This window comes from Micromonospora haikouensis (assembly GCF_000876225.1).
Classification (GTDB): Bacteria; Actinomycetota; Actinomycetes; order Mycobacteriales; family Micromonosporaceae; genus Micromonospora; species Micromonospora haikouensis.
Map to the genome: position 1 here is coordinate 121641 of NZ_JXSX01000003.1, position 22226 is coordinate 143866.

The following is a 22226-nucleotide window of genomic DNA, read 5'->3' on the forward strand; positions in this document are numbered from 1 at the left end:
CGCGGCGGGGACGGGGTCGGCTCCGGAAGGCGTGCGACGGCGGGCATCCGCCCGGCGCGCACGACAGCACGACGGCACCTCCGGTGCGGCCGGACCGGGATTCCCCGGTCGCGCCGGAGGGCCGGGCACCACGCACCATGCACTGCGGGGGAGACAGGGACGGGACGCCGACCGACCCTGCCTGCCAGCCTCGTCCGCCGCCCGATCCGGCGAACCCACCCGGCACCGTTGTCGCCGCTTTCGGCGCCGGACGTGGGGAGTCGGGTCGGGCGGCCGGGCGGGGCGCATAATATCGACGTTGATCTATGCTGGAGCCACTGGCGGAAGGAGCACCATGCGTACGGGTGTCTGGCTGGTGGGGGCGCGCGGCTCGGTCGCGACCACCAGCATCGTCGGGGCGCTCGCCCTGCGGGCCGGGTTGACCGGCCCGACCGGCTGCGTCACCGAGCTGTCCGAGCTGCGGGGCCCCGCGTGGCCCTCGTTCGCCGACCTCGTGTTCGGCGGTCACGACGTGGCCGCCACCCCGCTGGCCAAGCGGGCCGAGGCCCTGGCCGACGCCGGGGTGGTCCCGGCCCGACTGGTCGCCGCGCTCGGCGAGGAGCTGGCCGCCGTCGACGACGACGTGCGCCCCGCCCCGGTGGACGGGACCCAGGCCGACCGGGCCGCCGCCGTCGTCGCCGACCTCGCCGCGTTCCGCGAGCGGCACGGGCTGGACCGGGTGGTGGTGGTCAACGTCTCGGCCACCGAGCCGGCCGCCCGCCCGCACCCCGCGCACGCCGACCCCGACGCCCTGGCCGCCGCGCTCGCCGCCGGCGGGGAGGTGCTGCCGCCCAGCTCGCTGTACGCGTACGCGGCGTTCACCGCCGGCTGCCCCTACGTGGACTTCACCCCGTCGACCGGGGCCCGGCTGCCGGCCCTCGCAGCGCTGGCCGCCCGGCACGCCGTGCCGTACGCGGGGCACGACGGCAAGACCGGGGAGACCCTGCTCAAGTCGGTGCTCGCCCCGATGTTCGCGATGCGGCACCTCGCGGTGCGCTCCTGGTCCGGCACGAACCTGCTCGGCGGTGGCGACGGCGCGACCCTGGCCCAGCCGGAGGCCAACGCCGCCAAGGTCGCCAGCAAGCAGCGCGTCCTCGGCGAGATCCTCGGGTACGTCCCGCAGGGCGACACCCGCATCGACTACGTCGAGGAGCTGGGCGACTTCAAGACCGCCTGGGATCTGATCACCTTCGCCGGCTTCCTCGGCACCGGCATGCGGCTGGAGTTCACCTGGCACGGCTGCGACTCCGCGCTGGCCGCCCCGCTCGTGCTCGACCTGGCCCGGATCACCGCCGCCGCGCACGCCGCCGGCCGGCACGGGCCCCTGACCGACCTCGCGTTCTTCTTCAAGGACCCGCTCGGCCCCGCCGACTCCGTGCCGGAGGCGGGTGCGATCGCCGACCGGACCCCCAGCCACGCGCTGGGCGAGCAGTGGGCCCGACTGGCCGCGTTCGCCGCAGACCTGCACGCCGGGGCCGGCACACCGCCGGCCGGCGGTGCCGCGTGAGCACCCTCGCCGACTTGGCCGAGCTGGTCCGCGCCCCGGCCGGGCTCTCCGTGCCGGGCGACGTGCTGGCCGGCGCGGCGGCGGCCGGCGCGCTCGGTCGGCGTACGCCCGGCCTGGCCGCCGCGTCGGTGCTGCTGTACTGGGCCGGCATGGCCGCCAACGACTGGGCCGACCGGGGGCTCGACGCGGTCGAGCGCCCGGAGCGCCCCATCCCCAGCGGCCGGGTCAGTCCGCCCGCCGCGCTCGGTGTCGCCGCCGGCCTCACCGCCGCCGGGGTGGCCCTGGCCGCCGCGGCGGGCGGCCGGCGCGCCGCCGCCGTCGCCGTGCCGCTGGCCGCCGCCGTCTGGGCGTACGACCTGGCGGCCAAGAACACCGCCGCCGGCCCCGCCGTCATGGCGGCCTGCCGGGGGCTGGACGTGCTGCTCGGCGCGACCGGCGGCCGGCTGTCCCGGGCCGTGCCGGCGGCGGCCACCGTCGCCGCGCACACCTGGACGGTCACCGCCCTGTCCCGCCGCGAGGTCGGCGGGACCGACCGGGCCCTGCCCGGCGCGACCCTCGCCGGCACGGCCCTCGTCGCGGCGGCCGCCGTGGGCCCCCGGCCCGCCGCCGCCCCGGCGGCGCTCGCCGCCGGCTACCTCGCCCGCTACGGCGGGGCGCAGGTCCGGGTGCTCGCCGACGGTTCGGCCGGCCGGGTCCGGGCCGCCGTCGGCGCGGGCATCACCGGGCTGCCCGCGTTGCAGGGCGCGCTGACCGCCCGGGCCGGCGCGGGGCTGCTCGGCCTCGCGGTCGCCGCCGCCGCGCCGCTGGGCCGGCTGCTGGCCCGGAAGGTGTCCCCGACGTGACCGCCGAACTGCCGGCCGGCCCCGCCGCCGACCGACCCGCCGCCGACCGACCCGCCCCCGCCGACCGTCCCGCCGTCCCGGCCGGGCCCGGCTCGCTGCGGTTCGGCTACGGCACGAACGGCTTCGCCAACCACCGGCTCGACGACGCGCTCGCCGTCATCGCCGACCTCGGCTACCGGGGGGTGGCGCTCACCCTCGACCACGACCACCTCGACCCGTTCGCCCCCGACCTGGCCCGCCGCACGGCCGCCGTGGCCCGCCGCCTCGACGCGCTCGGGCTCGCCGTGGTGGTCGAGACGGGGGCCCGGTTCCTGCTCGACCCGTGGCACAAGCACGCGCCGACCCTGCTGCACGACGACCCGGCCCGCCGCGTCGAGTTCCTCCGCCGGGCCGTCGCCGTCGGCGCCGACCTGGGCGCCGAGGCGGTCTCCTTCTGGGCCGGGGTGCGCCCCGCCGACGTCGCGCCGGCCGTCGCCTGGGACCGCCTCGTGGCTGGCTGCGCCACCGTCTGCGCGGCGGCCGACGCCGCCGGGGTGCGGCTCGGCTTCGAGCCGGAGCCCGGGATGCTCGTCGAGGACATCGCCGACTGGCGGCGGCTGCACGACGCCCTGGGCCGCCCGGCGGCGTTCGGCCTCACCCTCGACATCGGACACTGCCGCTGCCTGGAGCCGGTCGACGTGCCCGACTGCGTCCGGTCCGTCGGCGCGCACCTGGTCAACGTGCAGATCGACGACATGCGCCGGGGCGTGCACGAGCACCTGGAGTTCGGCACCGGCGAGATCGACTTCCCGCCGGTGCTCGCCGCGCTCGCCGAGGTCGGCTACGCCGGGCTGGTCGCCGTGGAGTTGCCCCGGCACTCGCACGCCGCCCCGCAGGTGGCCGCCCGGTCGCTCGACTTCCTGCGCGCCGCCGCCGAGCGCGCCGTCGCCGCCGAGCATGCGGTCGCCGCCGAGCGCGCCGTCGCGAGCCGTGCCGCCGCCGCGCCCGGCACACCGTCCGACCACCCCGGCGGCGGCTGAGCACGTCCGCACCAGCTCGGAAGGGAGACCGGGATGACACCCGAACGACTACGCGCCGCCCTGCGGGGCGTACCGGACCCGGAGTGGCTGGACGCGGCGATCGAGCGCGTCGCGGCCGAACCGGCGACGGTCCCGCGGTTCTTCGCCGCCGCCGCCCGCCGCTGCGGCCGGGACCCGCTGCCCGACGCCCCCGGCTGGACGGCCGACGAGGCGGCGCGGGCGCTGCTGCTGGCGGCGCTGCCCGCCGACCACGCCGGCCACGCCGCCGACGTCTACCGGCACGGCGACGCCGCCGAGAAGCGGGCCGTGCTGCGGGCCCTGCCGCTGCTGCCGATCGGCGCGGAGTGCGAGCCGCTGCTGCACGACGCGATCCGCACCAACGACACCCGGCTGATCGCCGCCGCCCTCGGCCCGTACTCCCGGCACCTCGACGCGGACGCCTGGCGGCACGCCGTGCTCAAGTGCGTCTTCACCGGCGTGCCGCTGGCCGTGGTGCACGACCTCGACGCCCGCGCCGACGCCGGGCTGGCCGCCATGCTGGGCGGGTTCGCCGTCGAGCGACGCGCCGCCGGCCGGGACGTGCCGGCCGACGCCGCCGCCCTGCTCGACCGGCTCACCGCCACCGCGAGCCCCGCCGCGAGCCCGGTCGCGGACCCCGCCGTACCGTCCGACGCCCGGAAGGCGTGACCATGCGCATCTTCGACCCGCACATCCACATGACCTCCCGCACCACGGACGACTACGAGCGGATGGCCGCCGCCGGGGTCCGGGCGGTGGTCGAGCCGGCGTTCTGGCTGGGCCAGCCGCGCACCAGCCCGGACAGCTTCGCCGACTACTTCGACTCGATCATCGGGTGGGAGCCGTTCCGGGCCTCGCAGTTCGGCGTCCGGCACCACGCCACCATCGCGCTGAACCCGAAGGAGGCCAACGACCCCCGCTGCCGGCCGGTGCTCGACCTGCTGCCCCGCTACCTGGAGAAGGACGGCGTGGTGGCGGTCGGCGAGATCGGGTACGACTCGATGACGCCCGCCGAGGACGAGGCGTTCGCCGCCCAGCTCGCCCTGGCCGTCGCGCACGACCTGCCGGCCATGGTGCACACCCCGCACCGGGACAAGGCCCGGGGCGTGGAGCGCAGCCTCGCGGTGGTCGCCGAGTCCGGCATCGACCCGGGCCGGGTGGTGCTCGACCACCTCAACGAGGTGACCGCCGGCCTGGTCCGGGACTCCGGCTGCTGGCTGGGCTTCTCGATCTATCCCGACACCAAGATGTCGCCGCCGAGGATGGTGGAGCTGCTGCGGCTGTACGGCACCGAGCGGATGCTGGTCAACTCGGCCGCGGACTGGGGCCGGTCCGACCCGCTGCTGACCCGGGCCACGGGCGAGGCGATGCTGCTGGCCGGGTTCACCGCCGACGACGTCGACCGGGTGCTGTGGCGCAACCCGGTCGAGTTCTACGCCCAGTCCGGCCGGCTCGACCTGACCGGCGTCGACGACGCCGACGCCCCGGGCGGGGCCGGCGGGCAGCCGGGGGCGGGCGGCGCCGGCGGCACGTTCGCCGGCAACTCGATCCTGCGCGGCGGCAGCTGATGCGACTGCGCCACGGCGGCGGCGAGACCGTGCACCTCGGCTACTGCACCAACGTGCACCCGGCCGAGGACCTCGCCGGCATCCTCGCCCAACTGGACACCTACGCCGTGCCGGTGCGCCGTGCCCTCGACTCCGACCGCCTCGGGCTGGGGCTGTGGCTGGCCGCACCGGTGGCCGCCGCGCTCGCCGCCGACGAGGGCCTGCGCCGCCGGCTGCGCGCCGAGCTGACCGCGCGCGGGCTGGAGGTGGTGACGCTCAACGGCTTCCCGTACGCGGCGTTCCAGGCCCCGGTGGTCAAGCACGCCGTCTACCACCCGGACTGGACGACGCCCGAGCGGCTCGCGTACACCCTGGACCTGGCCCGGGTGCTGGCCGACCTGCTGCCCGACGACGCGGCCCGGGGCTCGGTCTCCACCTTGCCGCTGGCCTGGCGCACCCCGTGGGACGCCGACCGGGCCGACGCGGCGCGGCGGCGGCTCGACGCCCTGGCCGCCGGGCTGGCCGGCATCGAGCGCGACACCGGCCGCACGGTGCGGGTCGGCTTCGAGCCGGAGCCGGGCTGCGTGGTGGAGTCCACCGGCCAGGCCGCCGCCCTGCTCGCCGGCACCGACCCGGCGCGGCTCGGCGTCTGCCTGGACCTGGCCCACCTGGCCTGCGCGTGGGAGGAGCCGGCCGCCGCCCTGGGCCGGCTCGCCGCCGCCGGGCTGCCGGTGGTGAAGGTGCAGGTGTCCGCCGCGATCGAGGCCCCGGCCGGCGCGGTGCAGGCGCTGCGCCCGTGGGTGGAGCCGCGCTTCCTGCACCAGACCCGCGCGGCCGGCTGCGGCCACGCCGCCGACCCGGCCGACCCGGCGTACGCCGCCGACGACCTCGACGCGGCCCTGGCCGCGGCGTTGCCCGGCGCGTGGCGGGTGCACTACCACGTGCCGCTGCACGCCCCGCCCGAGCCGCCGCTGACCGCGACCGTGCCGGTGCTGCGCGCCGCGCTGGCCGCGCTGTTCGCCGGCCCGGTCGCCGGGTGCGACCACCTCGACGTCGAGACGTACACCTGGGGGGTGCTGCCGGCGGCGCGGCGGCCCCGCGACGCGGCCGAGCTGGCCGCCGGGATCGCCGCCGAACTGGCCTTCGCCCGCGACGAGCTGGTCGCCGTGGGTCTCACATCACTTGGGACGGGGGTGCTGCGGTGAGCAAGCGACTGGTGGTGCTGGACGTGGTGGGCCTGACCCCACGCCTGCTGGCCCACATGCCCCGGCTGCGGTCGGTGGCCGACGGCGGCTTCACCGCCCCGCTCGGCACGGTGCTGCCGGCGGTCACCTGCGCGGTGCAGTCCACGTTCCTCACCGGCGAGCCGCCGGCCGGGCACGGCATCGTCGGCAACGGCTGGTATTTCCGGGAGCTGGGCGAGGTGCTGCTCTGGCGGCAGCACAACGCCCTGGTCGGCGGGGAGAAGCTGTGGCAGGCCGCCCGGAAGGTCGAGCCGGGCTACACGGTGGCCAACGTGTGCTGGTGGTACGCCATGGGCGCGGACGTGGACTGGACGGTCACCCCCCGCCCGGTCTACTACGCCGACGGCCGCAAGGAGCCCGACTGCTACACCGACCCGCCCGAGCTGCACGACGCGCTGACCGCGAAGCTGGGCACGTTCCCGCTGTTCACGTACTGGGGGCCGGGGGCCGGGCTGCCGTCGTCGGCGTGGATCTGCCGGGCGGCCGAGCAGATCCTCGCCGACCACGCCCCCGACCTGACCCTCGTCTACGTCCCGCACCTCGACTACGACCTGCAACGGTTCGGGCCGTCCTCGCCGCAGGCCGCCGCCGCGGCGGCGGAGCTGGACAAGGTGCTCGGCCCGCTGATCGACGCCGCCCGCGCCAAGGGCGCCACGGTGGTGGCCCTGTCCGAGTACGGCATCACCGACGTGGCCTGCCCGGTGGACGTCAACCGGCTGCTGCGCGCCGAGGGGCTGCTGCGGGTCTACACCCAGGACGGCATGGAGTACCTGGACCCGTGGACGTCGCGGGCGTTCGCCGTGGCCGACCACCAGATCGCCCACGTGTACGTCCGCGACCCGGCCGACGTGCCGGCGGTGGCGAAGCTCTGCGCGGGGCTGCCCGGGGTGGCCGAGGTGCTCGACGCCGACGGCCAGGCCGCGTACGGCCTGGCGCACCCGCGCAGCGGCGAGCTGGTGCTGGTGGCCGAGCCGGACGCCTGGTTCACGTACTACTACTGGCTCGACGACGCCCGCGCCCCCGACTTCGCCCGGCTCGTGGAGATCCACCGCAAGCCCGGGTACGACCCCGCCGAGTTGTTCTTCGACCCGGCCGCCCCGGGCGCGGCGAAGCGCCGGGCCGCGACCGCGCTGGCCCGTAAGAAGTTGGGTATGCGGTATCTGATGAGCGTGGTGGGGCTGGACGCCGGTGCGCGGGCGGTGCGCGGGTCGCACGGCCGGCTGCCGGCCGACCCGGCCGACGGTCCGGTGCTGCTCTGCTCCGACCCCGGCCCGGCCCGCGACGCGGTGGCGGCGACCGAGGTGAAGGCGCTGCTGCTGGAGCTGGCCGGCCTGACCCGTCACGGGTGAACCGGCCTCGCCACTGAACAGGGAGACACAACATGACGGTGACGGCCGCGCCCAGCGACGCGAGCGGCCTGCGCACCCGGGTCGACACCGAGCTGGCCGCCTTCCTTGAGCGGCAGGCTCCCGACTGGCCCGACGGCGCACCCCGGGGCATCTTCGCCGCCCTGCACCGGTTCGTCCTGGCCGGCGGCAAGCGGCTGCGCCCGCAGTTCTGCTACTGGGGCTGGCGGGGTGCCGGCGGGGAGGACGACGGTGGGGAAGGCACCCCGATCCTGGTCGCCTCGGCGGCGCTGGAGCTGTTCCACGCCTTCGCGCTGATCCACGACGACATCCTCGACCACAGCGACCGGCGGCGGGGCGCGCCGTCGGTGCACCGCATCTTCGCCGACCTGCACACCCGCTCCGCGTGGCGGGGCGACCCGGAGGCGTACGGGCGCAACACCGCCCTGCTCTGCGGCGACCTCTGCGCCGCCTGGGCGGACCAGATGTTCCACGAGTGCGGGCTGCGCCGCGACGAGCTGCTGCGCGGGTACGCGGTGTTCGCGCTGATGCGCACCGAGGTGATCGCGGGGGAGTACCTGGACCTGGTCTCCGGCGTGGGCGACGGCTCGGTGGCCAGCGCGCTCACCGTGATCCGGCTCAAGGCGGCGCGCTACACGGTGACCCGGCCGTTGCAGATCGGCGCGGCCCTGGCCGGCGGGTCGCCGGAGCTGGCGGAGGCGCTGGCCGAGTTCGGCGACCCGGTCGGCGACGCCTTCCAGCTCCGCGACGACGTGCTGGGCGTCTTCGGCGACCCACAGGTCACCGGCAAGTCCGTCCTGGACGATCTGCGTGAGGGCAAGCCGACGGTGATGATGGCGCTGGCCCGGCAGTCGGCGGACCGGGCGCAGAGCGCCCGGCTGCGGGAGCTGTTCGGCAACGCCGACCTGGACGACGAGGGTGCCGCCGAGCTGCGGGCCATCATCGAGGCCACGGGTGCCCGGGACGAGATCGAGCGGATGATCCGGATGCGGGCCAAGGCGGGCCTGCGTGCCCTGGCCGACGCGCCGCTCGCCCCCGCGGCCCGGGAGGCGCTCGCCGGGCTGGCCGCCCGGACCATCACCCGCACGGTCTGACGCCACCGCCGGCCCGGTGGTGCGGGCCCGGTGGTGCGGGACCCGCCCGCCGCCGGGCCGGCGGTGCTGCTCGGCAGCCCGTTCCTGCGGGCCGGCGGCGGGCGCACATTTTCGAAACATCCTCGACACAACCACGCAGATCGATTAATGTGAATGTGCTGCGAATCGGTTCGACGAGGTGTCTCCAGTGGGCGCGGTGCCCTCGTCGTCGGCTGCCGGCCGCAATCTCCGTCCCCGCGTGCCGACGGTCTCGTCCCTGCCGACGAGCCCAGCCCGCCGAGGAACGTCCACCGGTGTGCCGAAGGGACGTCCGTCGCGGTATCCGGCGCGACGACGCGCCCCACCACCGGCCAGAGAGGGCACCCCTGCATGTATAGAAGACTTCGTCACCACCGCCGAGCCGCCGGTCACCACGGCCCGGCCCGGAGCTGGCAGGCGGCGGGCACCGCCCTGCTCACGGTGGTCGCCGCGGCCACCGCCGTCGCCGTGTCGGCGGCGCCGGCCGCCGCGCACACCATCAACGCCAGCGACTTCCAGCAGGTCGAGCTGGCCCGCGGCGTCTCCGAGATGGGCGAGCCGATGTCGCTGGCCGTGCTGCCGGACCGGTCGGTGCTGCACACCGCCCGCAACGGCACGGTGCGGCGCACCGACGCCTCCGGCACCACCCGGACCATCGGCACGATCCCCGTCTACACCCACGACGAGGACGGGATGCAGAGCCTCGGGGTCGACCCGAACTTCGCCACCAACCGGCACATCTACCTCTACTACGCCCCGCCGCTGTCCACCCCCGGCGGCGACGCGCCCGCCACCGGCACCAACTGGTCCGCCTGGCAGGGCGTCAACCGGCTGTCCCGCTTCACCCTGAACTCCGACTTCACCATCAACATGTCCAGCAAGGTCGACATCCTCGACATCGGCACCGACCGGGGCATCTGCTGCCACGTCGGCAGCGACATGGACTTCGACGCCGCCGGCAACCTCTACCTGTCCACCGGCGACGACAGCAACCCGTTCGACTCCGCCGGCTACTCGCCGCTGGACGAGCGCACCAACCGCAACCCGGCGTACGACGCGCAGCGCAGTGCCGGCAACACCAACGACCTGCGGGGCAAGCTCCTGCGGATCAAGGTGAACGCCGACGGCACGTACTCGATCCCGGCCGGCAACCTCTTCGCCCCCGGCACCGCGAAGACCCGCCCCGAGATCTACGCGATGGGCTTCCGCAACCCGTTCCGGATCAGCGTCGACAAGGCCACCGGCATCGTCTACGTCGGCGACTACGGGCCGGACGCCGGCAGCACCAACTCCAACCGGGGCCCCTCCGGCCAGGTCGAGTTCAACCGGGTCACCGGCCCCGGCAACTACGGCTGGCCGTACTGCACCGGCACCAACACCACCGCCGAGACCTACAACGAGTGGGACTTCGCCAGCAACTCCACCGGCCCCAAGTTCAACTGCACCGGCGGGCCGACCAACAACTCGTTCCGCAACACCGGCCTGAGCACCCTCCCGCCGGCCAAACCCTCCTGGATCAAGTACGGCGGCGACTCCGGCAGCCCGCCCGCGTTCGGCAGCGGCTCCGAGTCGCCGGCGGCCGGCCCGGTCTACCGGTACGACCCCGACAACCCCTCGGCGACGAAGTTCCCGCAGTCCTTCGACGGGCAGTTCTTCGCCACCGAGTTCGGCCGTGGCTGGATCAAGCCGATCCACCTGAACACCGACGGGTCGCCCGGCACCATCGACAGCTTCCCCTGGGTCGGCAAGCAGGTGATGGACTCCGCGTTCGGCCCCGACGGGGCGTACTACGTGCTCGACTACGGCACCGGCTACTACAACGGCGACGCCAACTCGGCGCTGTACCGCTTCGACTACGTCGGCGTCGGCAACCGGGCGCCGGCCGCCCGCGCCAGCGCCGACCGGACCTCCGGGCCGGCCCCGCTGACCGTGAACTTCTCCTCGGCCGGGTCCGCCGACCCGGAGGGTGGGGCGCTGACCTACTCGTGGGCGTTCGGCGACGGCACCACCTCCACGGCGGCCAACCCGGCGAAGACGTACACCACGGACGGGTCGTACACCGCGACGCTGACCGTGCGCGACCCGCAGGGCGCGACCGGTTCCAGCAGCGTCACGGTCAACGTCGGCAACACCGCCCCGACGGTCACCATCACCGGGCCGGCCAACGGCAGCCTGTTCTCCTTCGGTGACACCGTGCCGTTCAGCATCACCGTGACCGACCCCGAGGACGGCTCGATCGACTGCACCAAGGTCAAGATGACCTACGTGCTCGGCCACGACCAGCACGGTCACCAGATCGCCTCGCAGAACGGCTGCTCCGGCACCATCACCATCCCCGTCGACGGCGAGCACGACGACGCGGCGAACATCTTCGCCGTCTTCGACGCCGAGTACACCGACGCCGGCGGCCTGACCACGCACACCCAGCACATCCTGCAGCCCCGGCACCGGCAGGCCGAGCACTTCAAGACCTCGTCCGGCATCAGCACCTACGACAAGGCCACCGCCGAGGGCGGCAAGACCGTGGGCGACATCCAGAACGGGGAGTGGATCGCCTTCGAGCCGTACCGGATCGCGAACGTCACCTCGTTCACCGCCCGGGTCTCCTCGGCCGGCGCGGGCGGCACGCTCCAGGTCCGCACCGGCTCGCCGACCGGCACCGTGCTCGGCTCGGTGACCGTCCCGGTGACCGGGTCGTGGGAGACCTTCACCACCGTCACCGGGTCGATCTCCAACCCGCCGACCGGCACCACCACCCTCTACCTCACCTTCGCCGGCGGCTCCGGGACGCTGTACGACGTCGACGCGTTCACCCTGAACACCGGCACCGTGACGCCGCCGACCGGCACCGGCCGGATCGTCGGGTTGGCCGGCAAGTGCCTGGACGTGCGCAACGGCTCGTCGACCGACGGCACGCAGGTGCAGCTGTTCACCTGCAACGGCGCCGCCGGCCAGCAGTGGACGGTGGGCACGGACAGCACGATCCGGTCGCTGGGCAAGTGCCTGGACGTCAACGGGGGCGCCTCGGCCGACGGGACGAAGGTCCAGCTCTGGTCGTGCAACGGCGGCAACGCCCAGCGGTGGGCGGCGCAGTCCGACGGTTCGCTGCGCAACACCCCGACGGGCAAGTGCCTGGACGTCTCGGGCAACAACTCCGCCGACGGCACGGTCGTGCACCTGTGGACCTGCAACGGCGGGGCCAACCAGAAGTGGACCCTGCCCTAAGGCACCTCTGCGGTCTCCCTGCGGTCCCCCGCCCCGGGCGGGGGACCGCACCGCCACCACACCCAGGAGAACGACATGCGAAGACTCCTCCGTCCCCTCCTCGGGGCGGCCACCGCCGCCCTGGCCGTGCTCGCCTGCACCACCCCGGCCACCCCGGCGTCGGCCGCCGACGCCCCGTACGACGTGCTGGTCTTCTCCAAGACCGCCGGGTTCCGGCACGACTCCATCGCCGTGGGCACCCAGGCCATCCGTGACCTCGGCGCGGCCAACAGCTTCACCGTCACCGCCACCGAGGACGCCGCCCAGTTCACCACCGCCAACCTGGCCCGCTTCGAGGCGGTGATCTTCCTCAACACCACCGGCGACGTGCTCAACGACAGCCAGCAGGCGGCGTTCGAGTCGTACATCGGCGCCGGCGGCGGCTACGTCGGCGTGCACTCCGCCGCCGACACCGAATACAACTGGCCGTTCTACGGCAACCTCGTCGGCGCGTGGTTCGCCTCCCACCCGGCCATCCAGCAGGCCCGGGTGAAGGTGGAGGACCGGGCGCACGCCGCCACCGCGCACCTCGGCCAGACCTGGACCCGCACCGACGAGTGGTACGACTTCCGCACCAACGCCCGCTCCACCGCGCACGTGCTGGCCAGCCTCGACGAGTCGTCGTACTCGGGCGGGGCGATGGGCGGCGACCACCCGCACGCCTGGTGCAAGACCTACAGCGGCGGCCGGTCCTTCTACACCGGCGGCGGCCACAGCCAGTCGTCGTACTCCGAGGCGGCGTTCCGGTCCCACCTGCTCGGCGGCATCCGGTACGCGGCCGGGCGCACGAAGGCCGACTGCCGGCCCGAGACCGGCTACACCGCCCTCTACAACGGCGCCACGACCGGCTGGAGCCAGGCGGGGCCGGGCGGCTTCACCAACACCGACGCCACCCTCAGCTCCTCCGGCGGCCTCGGCCTGTACTGGTACAGCGCGAAGCAGTTCACCAACTACTCGCTCAAGCTGGACTGGCGGATCCCCGGGGACGACAACTCCGGGGTCTTCGTCGGCTTCCCCGCCTCCAGCGACCCGAACTCGGCGATGACCAACGGGTACGAAGTGCAGATCGACGCCACCGACTCCGACGACCGCACCACCGGCTCGATCTACGGGGTCAAGTCCGCCGACCTGGCCGCCCGCGACGCCGCGCTCAACCCGCCGGGGGAGTGGAACACCTACGAGCTGCTGGTCGAGGGGGAGCGGCTCCAGGTCCTGCTCAACGGCGTGAAGATCAACGACTTCACCAACACCGACCCGGCCCGCTCGCTCGCCGGCTACGTCGGCATCCAGAACCACGGCACCGGCGACGACGTGTCGTTCCGCAACATCCGGATCAAGGAGCTGGGCGGCACGAACCCGCCGACGACCCGCACCGGGCGGATCGTCGGGCTGGCCGGCAAGTGCCTGGACGTGCGCAACGGCTCCTCGGCCGACGGCACCCAGATCCAGCTGTTCACCTGCAACGGCGCCGCCGGTCAGCAGTGGACGGTGGGCACGGACAGCACGATCCGGTCGCTGGGCAAGTGCCTGGACGTCAACGGCGGCTCCTCGGCCGACGGGGCGAAGGTGCAGCTCTGGTCGTGCAACGGCGGTGGCGCCCAGCGGTGGGCGGCGCAGTCCGACGGGAGCCTGCGCAACACGCAGTCGGGCAAGTGCCTGGACGTCTCGGGCAACAGCTCGGCCGACGGCGCGGTCGTGCACCAGTGGAGCTGCCACGGCGGCACCAACCAGAAGTGGACCCTGCCCAGCTAGCCGGAGGTAAGGAAGGGCCCCCTGTTAACGCATTCTGTTGCACAGGGGGCCCTTCCTAACCGCCGCAGGCGGCCATAGAGTGAGCGGCGGCGACCGTACGCGGTTGCCGGTGACCCGGCGGGAGGCGCAACCCGCTGGGCCCAGGCGCTGCTCCGCGCCCACCGGCACCCCGCCCGGTCCGCCGTGCACCAGCCCGGCCCAGCCCGGTCACCCTCGCCCCGGTCACGCACACGGAATCCCCCATCACCACCACAGGGGAGTAGGACTCATGGCGCGACCCATCACGCTCTTCACCGGCCAGTGGGCCGATCTTCCGTTCGACGAGGTCTGCCGGCTCGCCTCCGAGTGGGGCTACGACGGGCTGGAGATCGCCTGCTGGGGCGACCACTTCGAGGTCGACAAGGCTCTCGCCGACGACTCGTACGTCGAACGGAAGCTCGCGACCCTGGCGAAGCACAACCTGAAGGTCTTCACGATCTCCAACCACCTGGTCGGCCAGGCCGTCTGCGACCACCCGATCGACGAGCGGCACCAGGGGATCCTGCCCGCCCGGATCTGGGGCGACGGCGAGCCGGAAGGGGTCCGCCAGCGGGCCGCCGAGGAGATCAAGGACACCGCGCGGGCGGCGGCGAAGCTGGGCGTGGACACCGTCGTCGGGTTCACCGGCTCGTCGATCTGGCACACCCTGGCGATGTTCCCGCCGGTGCCGCCGGAGATGATCGAGCGCGGCTACCAGGACTTCGCCGACCGGTGGAACCCGATCCTCGACGTCTTCGACGAGGTGGGGGTGCGCTTCGCCCACGAGGTCCACCCCAGCGAGATCGCCTACGACTACTACACCACCAAGCGCACGCTGGAGGCGATCGGTCACCGGCCCGCGTTCGGGCTGAACTGGGACCCGTCGCACTTCGTGTGGCAGGAGCTGGACCCGGTGAACTTCATCTTCGACTTCGCCGACCGGATCTACCACGTCGACTGCAAGGACGCGAAGGTGCGCACCGGCGACGGCCGGCGCGGCCGGCTGGCGTCCCACCTGCCCTGGGCCGACCTGCGCCGGGGCTGGGACTTCGTCTCGACCGGCCACGGTGACGTGCCGTGGGAGGACTCCTTCCGGGCGCTGAACGCCATCGGCTACTCCGGCCCGATCTCCATCGAGTGGGAGGACGCCGGGATGGACCGCCTCGTGGGGGCCCCCGAGGCGTTGCAGTTCGTCCGGCGGCTCGCCTTCGACGCCCCGTCGGCGGCCTTCGACGCGGCGTTCAGCAGCAAGGACTGACGCTCGGCAGCACCGAGGACTGAGCCGGCCGTGCCGGTCGGGCCCGCCCGGGTCCGGCCGGCCGCGCCGGTCGGGATGCGACGTGGACGGCGGGGCCGACCGAGCGGGTCACGACGCGCCGAAGACGTCGTCGCTGGCCAGGCGGGCCGCGCCCACCACCCCGGCGGTGTCGTCCAGGTCGGACAGCACGATCGGCAGGTTGCCGGTGGCCAGCGGCGGAGACCGCCGGTAGACCACCGACCGGATCTCGGCGAGCATGGTCGGCCCGAGGCCGACGGCCGTCCCGCCGATGATCACGATGCCCGGGTTGACGAAGTTGACCAGCCCGACCAGGACGCGGCCGAGCCGCCGGGCCGCGTCGCGGACCAGCGTCTGCGCGGCGGGGTCGCCGGCCACCGTCGCCCGGCCCACGTCCGCCACGGTGAGCGCGCTGGCCTCGGCGAGCCGGGCGGCGAGCACCGGCGACCGCCCGTCCTCGACCGCCGCGAGCGCCTCCCGGACCAGGGCCTCGTCCGAGCAGTACGCCTCCAGGCAGCCCGTCTCGCCGCAGGCGCAGGTCGGGCCGTCGTCGCTCTGCCGCAGGTGCGCGATGCCGCCCGCGCCGCTGGTGGCGCCCCGGTGCAGCGCGCCGCCGAGCACCAGGCCGCAGCCGATGGCGGTGCCCAGCTTGACGTAGAGGAAGTCGTCGAAGGCACGGCCGGTGCCGGCGTGCTGCTCGCCGAGCGCCATCACGTTGGCGTCGTTGTCGACCAGCACCGGGCAGCCCAGCTCCGCGGCGAGCGCGTCGCGCACGCCGTACCCGTGCCAGCCGGGCAGGGCCGGCGGGGAGACCGGCGCCCCCTCGCGGAACGCGACCGGGGCGGGCAGGGCCACCCCGACCCCGGTGAGCCGGCCCAGGCCGAGGTTCGCGCGGACCTTGCCGAGCAGTTCGAGCGTACGGGCGATGGTCGCCTCCGGGCCGAGGCGGACGTCGACGGGCTCGCGGCGCCGGGCCAGGACGGACAGTTCGCCGTCGGTGACCGCGACGTCGATCTCCCGGGGGCCGATGGTGATCCCGGCGAAGCGGACCGCGCCGGCGATGCGCAGCAGCGACGAGCGGCGACCGCCCCGGGACGCGGCCGGGCCGGCGGTCTCCACCAGGCCCAGGGCGACCAGGCGGTCGACCTCCGCGACGAGCCGCGCCCGGCTGAGCCCCGCGGCGTCGCCGAGCTCGACCCGGGAGCGCGGGCCGTCGTCGCGGAGCAACCGCAGCAGCCGGGCCTGGTCGGCGTTGTCCGGGCCGTCGTACGTCATGTCGTGACCACCTCCGTCCGGAATCCTCCCCCGTCGTCCCCCGGCCGCGCCCGTCGAGGGCGACAACGAGTGCCAGGTCACCCCGGACGCGGGGCGGGGCCGCGCCCGGTCACCCCGGACGCGGCCCCCTTCGGTCGGCTCGGCTCAGCCGCGCAGGCCCGACATGTGCTTGTAGCTGATCTGGGCGTACTGGAGCGACCGGCCCGGGTCGGCGGTGCCGCCGGGCGCGTTGTCCTGCTCCCACATCGGGTTGTGGTAGCCCTTCGCGCCCATGTTGGCGAAGAAGCCTCCGTAGTCGATGTCGCCCTGGCCGAGCGGCGCGAACTCGTACCCGTTGGTGACGTTGGGGTTGCGCTTGCCGTCCTTGGCGTGGAACAGCGGGAAGCGCATGGTCCGGGCCTGGACGGTGGCCAGCGGGTCGAAGATGTCCGTGCGGGCCACGCCGTCCGGGTCGGTGTAGGTGTGCCAGCGGTGCTGGGCCACGTGCGCCCAGTAGATGTCCATCTCGAAGAAGACCCACTCGGGGTTGGTCTGCGCGAAGAAGTACTCCAGCTTCCGGATGCCGGAGGACCGGGTCGGCCGGCCCAGGTCGTCCAGCGGGCCGCTGTCGAGCAGGAAGTTGTACGCCGCGTCGTGGTTGTGGGTGTACAGCTTCAGCCCGCGCGAGGCGGCCATTTCGCCGAGGATGTTCCACCGCTCGGCGGCGGCGTCCCAGTCGGCCTTGTAGTTGCTGTTGGTCGGGTCCGAGCCGGTGCCGATGTGGCTCATGCCGAGCGTCGCGGCGATGTCGAGCTGCGCCTCGAACGCGGCGAGCGTGGTCGGGGTGAGCGTGCTCGGGATCGAGGCGTGGGTGCCGTTGGCCCGCAGCCCGTTGTCGTCGAGGATCTTGCGGATCTCGGCGGGGGTGATCTGCCGGCCCAGGATGGCGGTGCTCTGGTTGTAGCCGGCGAACTCGATCTCCTTGTAGCCGATCTCGGCGAGCCGGCCGAGGACCCGCTCGAAGCCGTACGGGACGCCGGTGGCGTCGGGGGCGGCGCTGATCCGGTCCCGGACGGAGTAGAGGATGATGCCGCGCTTGCCGGGCGGGACGAGGACGCCGTTGGCGGCGCTGGCCGACGAGACGAATTGGGTCGCCCCGCCGATGGCCGCCGCGCCGGCCACGCCGGCGACGGCGCCGAGCATCCGGCGGCGGCTCATTCCGTGCTGGTTGTCGCTCATGTCTGTGTTGCCTTCCTGAGGTCTGGTGATGGCGGCGCCGGGGGCGGGGTGGGGCCGCCGGGTGCGGCCCCACCCCGGGGTGGGATCAGGGGGTGACGCCGATGCCCTGACCGTTGAACTCGACCCAGTTGAGGTTGCCGAAGCCGCTGGCCGGGCCGCCGGGGACGGCGGTGAAGACCAGGTACAGCCGGCGGGTGCCGCCGGGGTCGGTGAAGGGGACGGTGGTGCTGGTGAACACCGTGTTGCCGGTGGTCGCGTTGACCGTGGCGGTGGTCAGCAGCGGGCCGGTGGGGGAGTCGAGCCGGAACTCGACGCCGAACCGGGGCTGCCCGGCGGTGGCGGCGCTGCCGCCGGAGGTGCGCAGCGTGACCGACTGCATGTTGGTCAGGTTCACCGTGCCGTTGATCGCGATCCAGTCGCCCGGGTCGAGGCTGCCGCGGTGCTGCCCGGCGCCGACGTCGGCCGTGTTGGCGACGGTGGTGCCGGACTGGTCGGCGGCGAACTCGACGTCCTGCTTCTTGGCCTGGATCACCTGCTGGTCGACCGTGGTCAGCGCCGGTTGGCCGTTGGCCCCGCCGTCGGTGTACGACGCGCTGATCACCCCGTAGATGTAGCCGCCGTGGGAGGCGTCGTCGGGGTCGGTGGGCAGCACGCCGGAGCAGCCGAACGCGTTGGCCCCACCGTGGCCGTGCTGGTCGTGACCGAGGACGAAGGTGACCTCGACCTTGCTGCAGTCGACCGGCCCGTCCTCCGGGTCGGTGACGGTCACCGTGTAGGGGATCGAGTCGCCCCACTGGAAGAAGCCGCCCTCGACGGGGGTGTTGACGGTCACCGTGGGCGCGGTGTTGCCGACGGTGATGGTGGTGTTCGCCGAGGCGGTCTTGCCGCTGGAGTCGGTCACCGTCAGCCGCGCCGTGTACACGCCGTTGGCGGTGTACGTGTGCGACGGGTTCGGGTCGATCGAGTCCGTGGTGCCGTTGCCGTCGAAGTCCCAGGCGAACGAGATGGAGTCGGCCGGGTCCGGGTCCTTCGAGCCGGTGCTGGAGAACGCCACGGTCAGCGGCGCGATGCCGTTGGTCGGGGTGGCGGTGAGCGTCGCGATCGGCGCCCGCAGCCCCTTGACGTAGCTGAACTTCAGCATGGCGGCGTCGGGGTTGACGTTGAAGAACCCGTCGCCGTACGTGAGCAGGTAGAGGTTGCCGTCCGCGCCCCAGCGCATGTCCATCGGGTTGTCGCACAGGAAGGGCTGCGTGGGGGTGGTGGGCGCCTGCCCGCAGTTCAACATGTTGTTGATCTTCAGGATGTCGCCGTTGGAGTCGAGCCGCACCTCCTTGAGGGTGTCGCGGGTGAACTCACCGAACACGATGGCGCCGTCGTAGTACGCGGGGAACTTCGTCTCCGACCTCAGCTCCGGGTCGTAGTCGTACTTCGCCGCGCCGTGCGGACCGACGCCACCGGTGCCCAGTTCGGGGAACAGCACCGGGCAGGTCTGCGTCGGAGTCGACAGGTACGACTCCGGGCAGGGGGTGGGGGCCTGGAACGAGTACCACAGCTCCGACTTCTCGACCGCCGGCAGCTCGGTCAGGCCCGTGTTGTGCCGCGAGGTGTTCCGCGGCGCCGCGCAGTCGAACGGCGCGACCGGGGAGATCGGACTCGTCGTCCAGTTCATCTCGATGTACGGCAGGTTCGGCTGCACGCACAGCGGCCAGCCGTAGTTGGCGGGCTTGTCGATCACCATCATCCGGCCGGTGCCGGCCGGTCCCCGCCCCACCGCCGCCGTCGACGAGTCGGGGGAGTAGTCGGTGACGTACGCGACGTCGTTCTTGTCGACGGTGATGCGGAACGGGTTCCGCAGGCCCATCGCGTAGATCTCCGGCCGGGTCTTCGCCGTGCCGGCCGGGAACAGGTTGCCCGCCGGGACCGTGTACGACCCGTCCGCGCCCACCGTGATCCGCAGGACCTTGCCGCGCAGGTCGTCGGTGTTCGCGGAGCTGCGCCGGGCGTCGGCGAACGGCGCCTGGTAGACGCCGGCCGCGCTGACCGAGTCGTTGTGCGGGGAGAAGCCGCCGGAGCCGCCGGCGCCCGACGGGGTGTCGTCGCCGGTGACCAGCCACAGGTTGTTCTTCGAGTCGAAGGCGATGTCGCCGGCCACGTGGCAGCAGGCGCCCCGGTCCACCGGGACCTGGAGGATCTTCTGCTCGCTGGCCACGTCCAGCGACGGGGTCTCCCCGTCGACGAACTTGAAGCGGGAGAGCTGGAAGTAGCCCTTCCACCGGTCCCACGTGGTGGGGTCGGTGCTGGTGGTCGGCGCCGCGCCCGTGGGGGTGTCCAGCAGCGGGGCGTAGTAGAGGTACACCCACTTGTTGGTGGCGAAGTCGTTGTCGACCGCCGGGCCGTACATCCCGTCCTCGCTGTGGGTGTAGACCGGGATCTGGGCGAGCACGGTGGTCTCGTTGGTCTCCGTGTCGTGCAGGCGTACGCCGCCGCGCCGGTCGGTCTGGATGACCCGGCCGTCGGGGAGCACGTCGAAGCCGATCGGCTCGTTGACGTTGGGCTGCGCCCCGACCACCGTCATCTGGTAGTTGGCCAGCACGGTCGCCCCGCAGTCGCCGTCGGTCACCCCGGCGGCCCACTGGATCGCGCCGCCCAGGTGCGCGCGCAGGTCGGTGCTGCGGAAGCTCGCGGCCGTGGCCCCGAGCCCCGTGTAGAACGACCGGCCGCCCTGGTAGTCCTTGCACCAGGTGACGGGGTGGTCGTAGCCCATGCTGCCGCCGGCGTACGTCTTCTCGTCCACCGTGGCCAGCACGTGCGAGACGCCCCGGACGTTGGCCGCGTAGTTGTACCAGCGGTCGGTGTGCCGCCAGCGCTCCGGCAGTGCGGCGGAGGCGGGATGGACCCGGTCGGCGACGGTGACGGTCGCCGGTGCGACCTCGGCGGCCCCGGTGGCCCGGGTGCCGAGCACGTCGGTGAGGAACGACCAGTCGGGCTCGGCCTCGATGGCCGAGTGGACGCCGACGAAGCCGCCGCCGGCCCGGTAGTACTTCTCGAAGGCGGCCTGCTGGGCGTCGTTGAGCACCTCGCCGGCCGTGTTGAGGAAGACGACCGCCCGGAACTGCTTGAGGTGGGCGTCGTCGAACTTGCGGGCGTCGTCGGTCACCTCGACGGTGAACCGGCGGTCCTTGCCGAGCTGGCGGACGGCCTCCACCCCGGCGGCGGTGGCGGCGTGGCTGCCCCCGGCGGAGCGGGTGAAGACGAGGACCTTGTACTGGATGCCGTTGGGTGAGGAGGGTGCGGACAGGACGGTGGTCGGCGCGGCGAGCGCCGGGGTCGGCTGCTGCTGCGTCGTCGCGACGAGTGTCGCGCCGACGAGGGCTAACAGGCTGAGATGGGTGGCGGCCCTGCGGCCGGTGGTTCGGAGCATCGAACCTCGCTCTGGTCAGGCGGGTCCGCCTCAGCACCGGGACGTGGCTGAGGTGGTCGCTTGGGGAGGTGACGAGAGCCTGGCCAGGTTCTTACGCAGGACCGTAATTGCGTCGGGGAGGAAAGAGAAGAGGCCGAAGGAAGGAGTTTTCGTGGAAACGCTCCAACTTTTGCTTGGCGTCAGCAAAAGTGGGATGAGCTGGGCTTACGCCCCGGTCGCGGCCCAGCATGGCAAGGCGTGCCGGCACGGCAGACGGGCGGCCCGATGCGGCGGAGCGGGTCGCCCGGCACGGCAGACGGGCCGGCCACCCGAAGGTGGCCGGCCCGCCGCGAACCGTGAGTCAGAGAGTGCTGCCGTTGGTGCCCGTGCCGGACGGCTTCGTCCGGGCCGGGCCGGAGGCCGACCCGCTCGTGGTCGACCCGGACGCGCCGGTGCCCGACGGGCCGCTGCCCGCCTTCGCGCCGACCGTCGCCGGGGTGCCCGCGAACGGCTTGTCGGCGGCGGTCAGCTCGTGCTTGCCGCTGTCGCCCCCGCTGCTGCCGTTGCTGCCCAGCTTCTCGCCGATCCGCGACTGGCTGAGCTTCTCCCTGCCCTCGCTGTAGAGCCGGTTGGCCTGGGCCTGCGCGACGCCGGCCGCCTCCTGGACGGTCGGGTGGTCGAGCACCTTGCGGCCCCGGACGACCAGCTCCTCGTACTTCTCCCGGCCGGCACGGGCGCCCAGGACGAATCCCGCAGCCAGCCCGCCAAGAAACATGATCTTTCCGCGCATGGCGGCTCCTTCCGTACCTGACGCGCCGTCGCCTCCCCGGGGCGGACCCCGCGGGCGACGAGCATCTCGCGCCTACGTCCTCTGTCGGCAGCTAACTACCCATCCTCCACCGCGCTCATACCTGGTTGTGCCCGGATGCCGAATTGTCCGCCCGCCGGGCGGTTCGGACGCCCCCGGTGCCGGTGCGCCCCGCGTCGGAACCCCCTGGACCAAACCCCGGGTGAATCCTGTACTCTTGTGCCGTCGCCGGGGGTGCCGGAGAGATCCGATCCGGGCGACGAGCGGTCCCCCGTAGCTCAATTGGCAGAGCAGCCGGCTGTTAACCGGCAGGTTTTTGGTTCGAGTCCAAACGGGGGAGCAAACAACGAGAAGGCCCGCCGGCCGCAGCCGGCGGGCCTTCTCGTATGCCCACCCCGCATGTCCGGAAGTGGGCCGGCGGGGGTAACGGGGCCGTTTCCGCCCGCCTGGGCGCGCTCGGCCGGCAGGATGGTCGATGTCGACTTAGACTCCCGCTGCGTCGATCGCTGCGTCGATTCAA

At 73.7% G+C, this 22226-nt stretch carries 15 protein-coding genes and 1 tRNA gene; 12 read left to right on the plus strand and 4 right to left on the minus strand.

The window, feature by feature from the left end; translation table 11 throughout:
• Positions 1-334: 334 nt before the first annotated feature.
• The 11 genes from TK50_RS22205 to TK50_RS22255 all read left to right on the plus strand — a co-directional run bounded on the left by TK50_RS22205 (position 335) and on the right by TK50_RS22255 (position 14987).
• Positions 335-1546, plus strand: a complete 1212-nt coding sequence (locus tag TK50_RS22205; protein WP_043966829.1) for an inositol-3-phosphate synthase — start codon at positions 335-337, stop codon at positions 1544-1546.
• Positions 1543-2388 (plus strand): SCO3242 family prenyltransferase, encoded by an 846-nt coding sequence (locus TK50_RS22210; RefSeq protein WP_043966830.1) that lies wholly within the window; start codon positions 1543-1545, stop codon positions 2386-2388. The genes TK50_RS22205 and TK50_RS22210 overlap by 4 nt, the downstream gene beginning before the upstream one ends.
• On the plus strand, positions 2385-3407 hold the full coding sequence (locus TK50_RS22215) for a sugar phosphate isomerase/epimerase family protein (protein WP_082106503.1): 1023 nt from the start codon (positions 2385-2387) through the stop codon (positions 3405-3407). The genes TK50_RS22210 and TK50_RS22215 overlap by 4 nt, the downstream gene beginning before the upstream one ends.
• Positions 3408-3440: 33 nt before the next feature.
• Entirely contained in the window at positions 3441-4094 is a 654-nt protein-coding gene (locus tag TK50_RS22220) for an EboA domain-containing protein (protein ID WP_043966831.1), read from the plus strand.
• A gap of 2 nt (positions 4095-4096) precedes the next feature.
• Positions 4097-4993 carry a TatD family hydrolase gene (locus TK50_RS22225; RefSeq protein WP_043969239.1) on the plus strand — a complete coding sequence of 299 codons (897 nt, stop codon included), beginning with the start codon at positions 4097-4099 and terminating at the stop codon, positions 4991-4993.
• Positions 4993-6177 carry a metabolite traffic protein EboE gene (gene eboE / locus TK50_RS22230; RefSeq protein WP_043966832.1) on the plus strand — a complete coding sequence of 395 codons (1185 nt, stop codon included), beginning with the start codon at positions 4993-4995 and terminating at the stop codon, positions 6175-6177. The genes TK50_RS22225 and eboE overlap by 1 nt, the downstream gene beginning before the upstream one ends.
• On the plus strand, positions 6174-7565 hold the full coding sequence (locus tag TK50_RS22235) for an alkaline phosphatase family protein (protein ID WP_043966833.1): 1392 nt from the start codon (positions 6174-6176) through the stop codon (positions 7563-7565). Before eboE ends, TK50_RS22235 begins: the two co-directional genes overlap by 4 nt.
• A gap of 32 nt (positions 7566-7597) precedes the next feature.
• Positions 7598-8677: a polyprenyl synthetase family protein gene (locus TK50_RS22240; protein WP_043966834.1), complete on the plus strand. Its 1080-nt coding sequence runs from the start codon at positions 7598-7600 to the stop codon at positions 8675-8677.
• A 369-nt stretch (positions 8678-9046) separates the two neighbouring features.
• On the plus strand, positions 9047-11920 hold the full coding sequence (locus tag TK50_RS22245) for a carbohydrate-binding protein (RefSeq protein ID WP_043966835.1): 2874 nt from the start codon (positions 9047-9049) through the stop codon (positions 11918-11920).
• A 75-nt stretch (positions 11921-11995) separates the two neighbouring features.
• Positions 11996-13711, plus strand: coding sequence for a ThuA domain-containing protein (locus tag TK50_RS22250; protein ID WP_043966837.1), 1716 nt, complete (start codon positions 11996-11998; stop codon positions 13709-13711).
• A 268-nt stretch (positions 13712-13979) separates the two neighbouring features.
• A complete protein-coding gene (locus TK50_RS22255) occupies positions 13980-14987 on the plus strand; it encodes a sugar phosphate isomerase/epimerase family protein (protein WP_043966839.1) in 1008 nt (335 codons plus the stop codon).
• 108 nt (positions 14988-15095) lie between these two features.
• On the opposite strand, the gene TK50_RS22260 is transcribed toward TK50_RS22255, so the two are convergent.
• The 4 genes from TK50_RS22260 to TK50_RS22275 form a co-directional block, all read right to left on the minus strand.
• Positions 15096-16280, minus strand: a complete 1185-nt coding sequence (locus tag TK50_RS22260) for an ROK family transcriptional regulator (RefSeq protein ID WP_043966841.1) — start codon at positions 16278-16280, stop codon at positions 15096-15098.
• A 144-nt stretch (positions 16281-16424) separates the two neighbouring features.
• A complete protein-coding gene (locus tag TK50_RS22265; protein ID WP_043966843.1) occupies positions 16425-17498 on the minus strand; it encodes a sugar phosphate isomerase/epimerase family protein in 1074 nt (357 codons plus the stop codon).
• Between the two features lie 85 nt (positions 17499-17583).
• The gene (locus TK50_RS22270) at positions 17584-20919 is read right to left on the minus strand and encodes a ThuA domain-containing protein (protein ID WP_052503880.1); all 3336 of its coding nucleotides are present in this window, start codon (positions 20917-20919) and stop codon (positions 17584-17586) included.
• Positions 20920-21259: 340 nt separating this feature from the next.
• Positions 21260-21688, minus strand: coding sequence for a hypothetical protein (locus TK50_RS22275; RefSeq protein ID WP_043966846.1), 429 nt, complete (start codon positions 21686-21688; stop codon positions 21260-21262).
• Positions 21689-21973: 285 nt separating this feature from the next.
• Between TK50_RS22275 and TK50_RS22280 the strand changes: the two genes are divergently transcribed.
• Positions 21974-22046: transfer RNA gene (locus tag TK50_RS22280), tRNA-Asn, on the plus strand.
• Positions 22047-22226 lie beyond the last annotated feature (180 nt).

Excerpts from the sequence above, each read along its gene's own strand:
- TK50_RS22205 (WP_043966829.1), top strand. The coding sequence starts at position 335 with ATGCGTACGGGTGTCTGGCTGGTGGGGGCGCGCGGCTCGGTCGCGACC.
- TK50_RS22220 (WP_043966831.1), top strand. The coding sequence starts at position 3,441 with ATGACACCCGAACGACTACGCGCCGCCCTGCGGGGCGTACCGGACCCG.
- TK50_RS22225 (WP_043969239.1), top strand. The coding sequence starts at position 4,097 with ATGCGCATCTTCGACCCGCACATCCACATGACCTCCCGCACCACGGAC.
- eboE (WP_043966832.1), top strand. The coding sequence starts at position 4,993 with ATGCGACTGCGCCACGGCGGCGGCGAGACCGTGCACCTCGGCTACTGC.
- TK50_RS22240 (WP_043966834.1), top strand. The coding sequence starts at position 7,598 with ATGACGGTGACGGCCGCGCCCAGCGACGCGAGCGGCCTGCGCACCCGG.
- TK50_RS22245 (WP_043966835.1), top strand. The coding sequence starts at position 9,047 with ATGTATAGAAGACTTCGTCACCACCGCCGAGCCGCCGGTCACCACGGC.
- TK50_RS22250 (WP_043966837.1), top strand. The coding sequence starts at position 11,996 with ATGCGAAGACTCCTCCGTCCCCTCCTCGGGGCGGCCACCGCCGCCCTG.
- TK50_RS22255 (WP_043966839.1), top strand. The coding sequence starts at position 13,980 with ATGGCGCGACCCATCACGCTCTTCACCGGCCAGTGGGCCGATCTTCCG.
- TK50_RS22260 (WP_043966841.1), bottom strand. The coding sequence starts at position 16,280 with ATGACGTACGACGGCCCGGACAACGCCGACCAGGCCCGGCTGCTGCGG.
- TK50_RS22265 (WP_043966843.1), bottom strand. The coding sequence starts at position 17,498 with ATGAGCGACAACCAGCACGGAATGAGCCGCCGCCGGATGCTCGGCGCC.
- TK50_RS22270 (WP_052503880.1), bottom strand. The coding sequence starts at position 20,919 with ATGCTCCGAACCACCGGCCGCAGGGCCGCCACCCATCTCAGCCTGTTA.
- TK50_RS22275 (WP_043966846.1), bottom strand. The coding sequence starts at position 21,688 with ATGCGCGGAAAGATCATGTTTCTTGGCGGGCTGGCTGCGGGATTCGTC.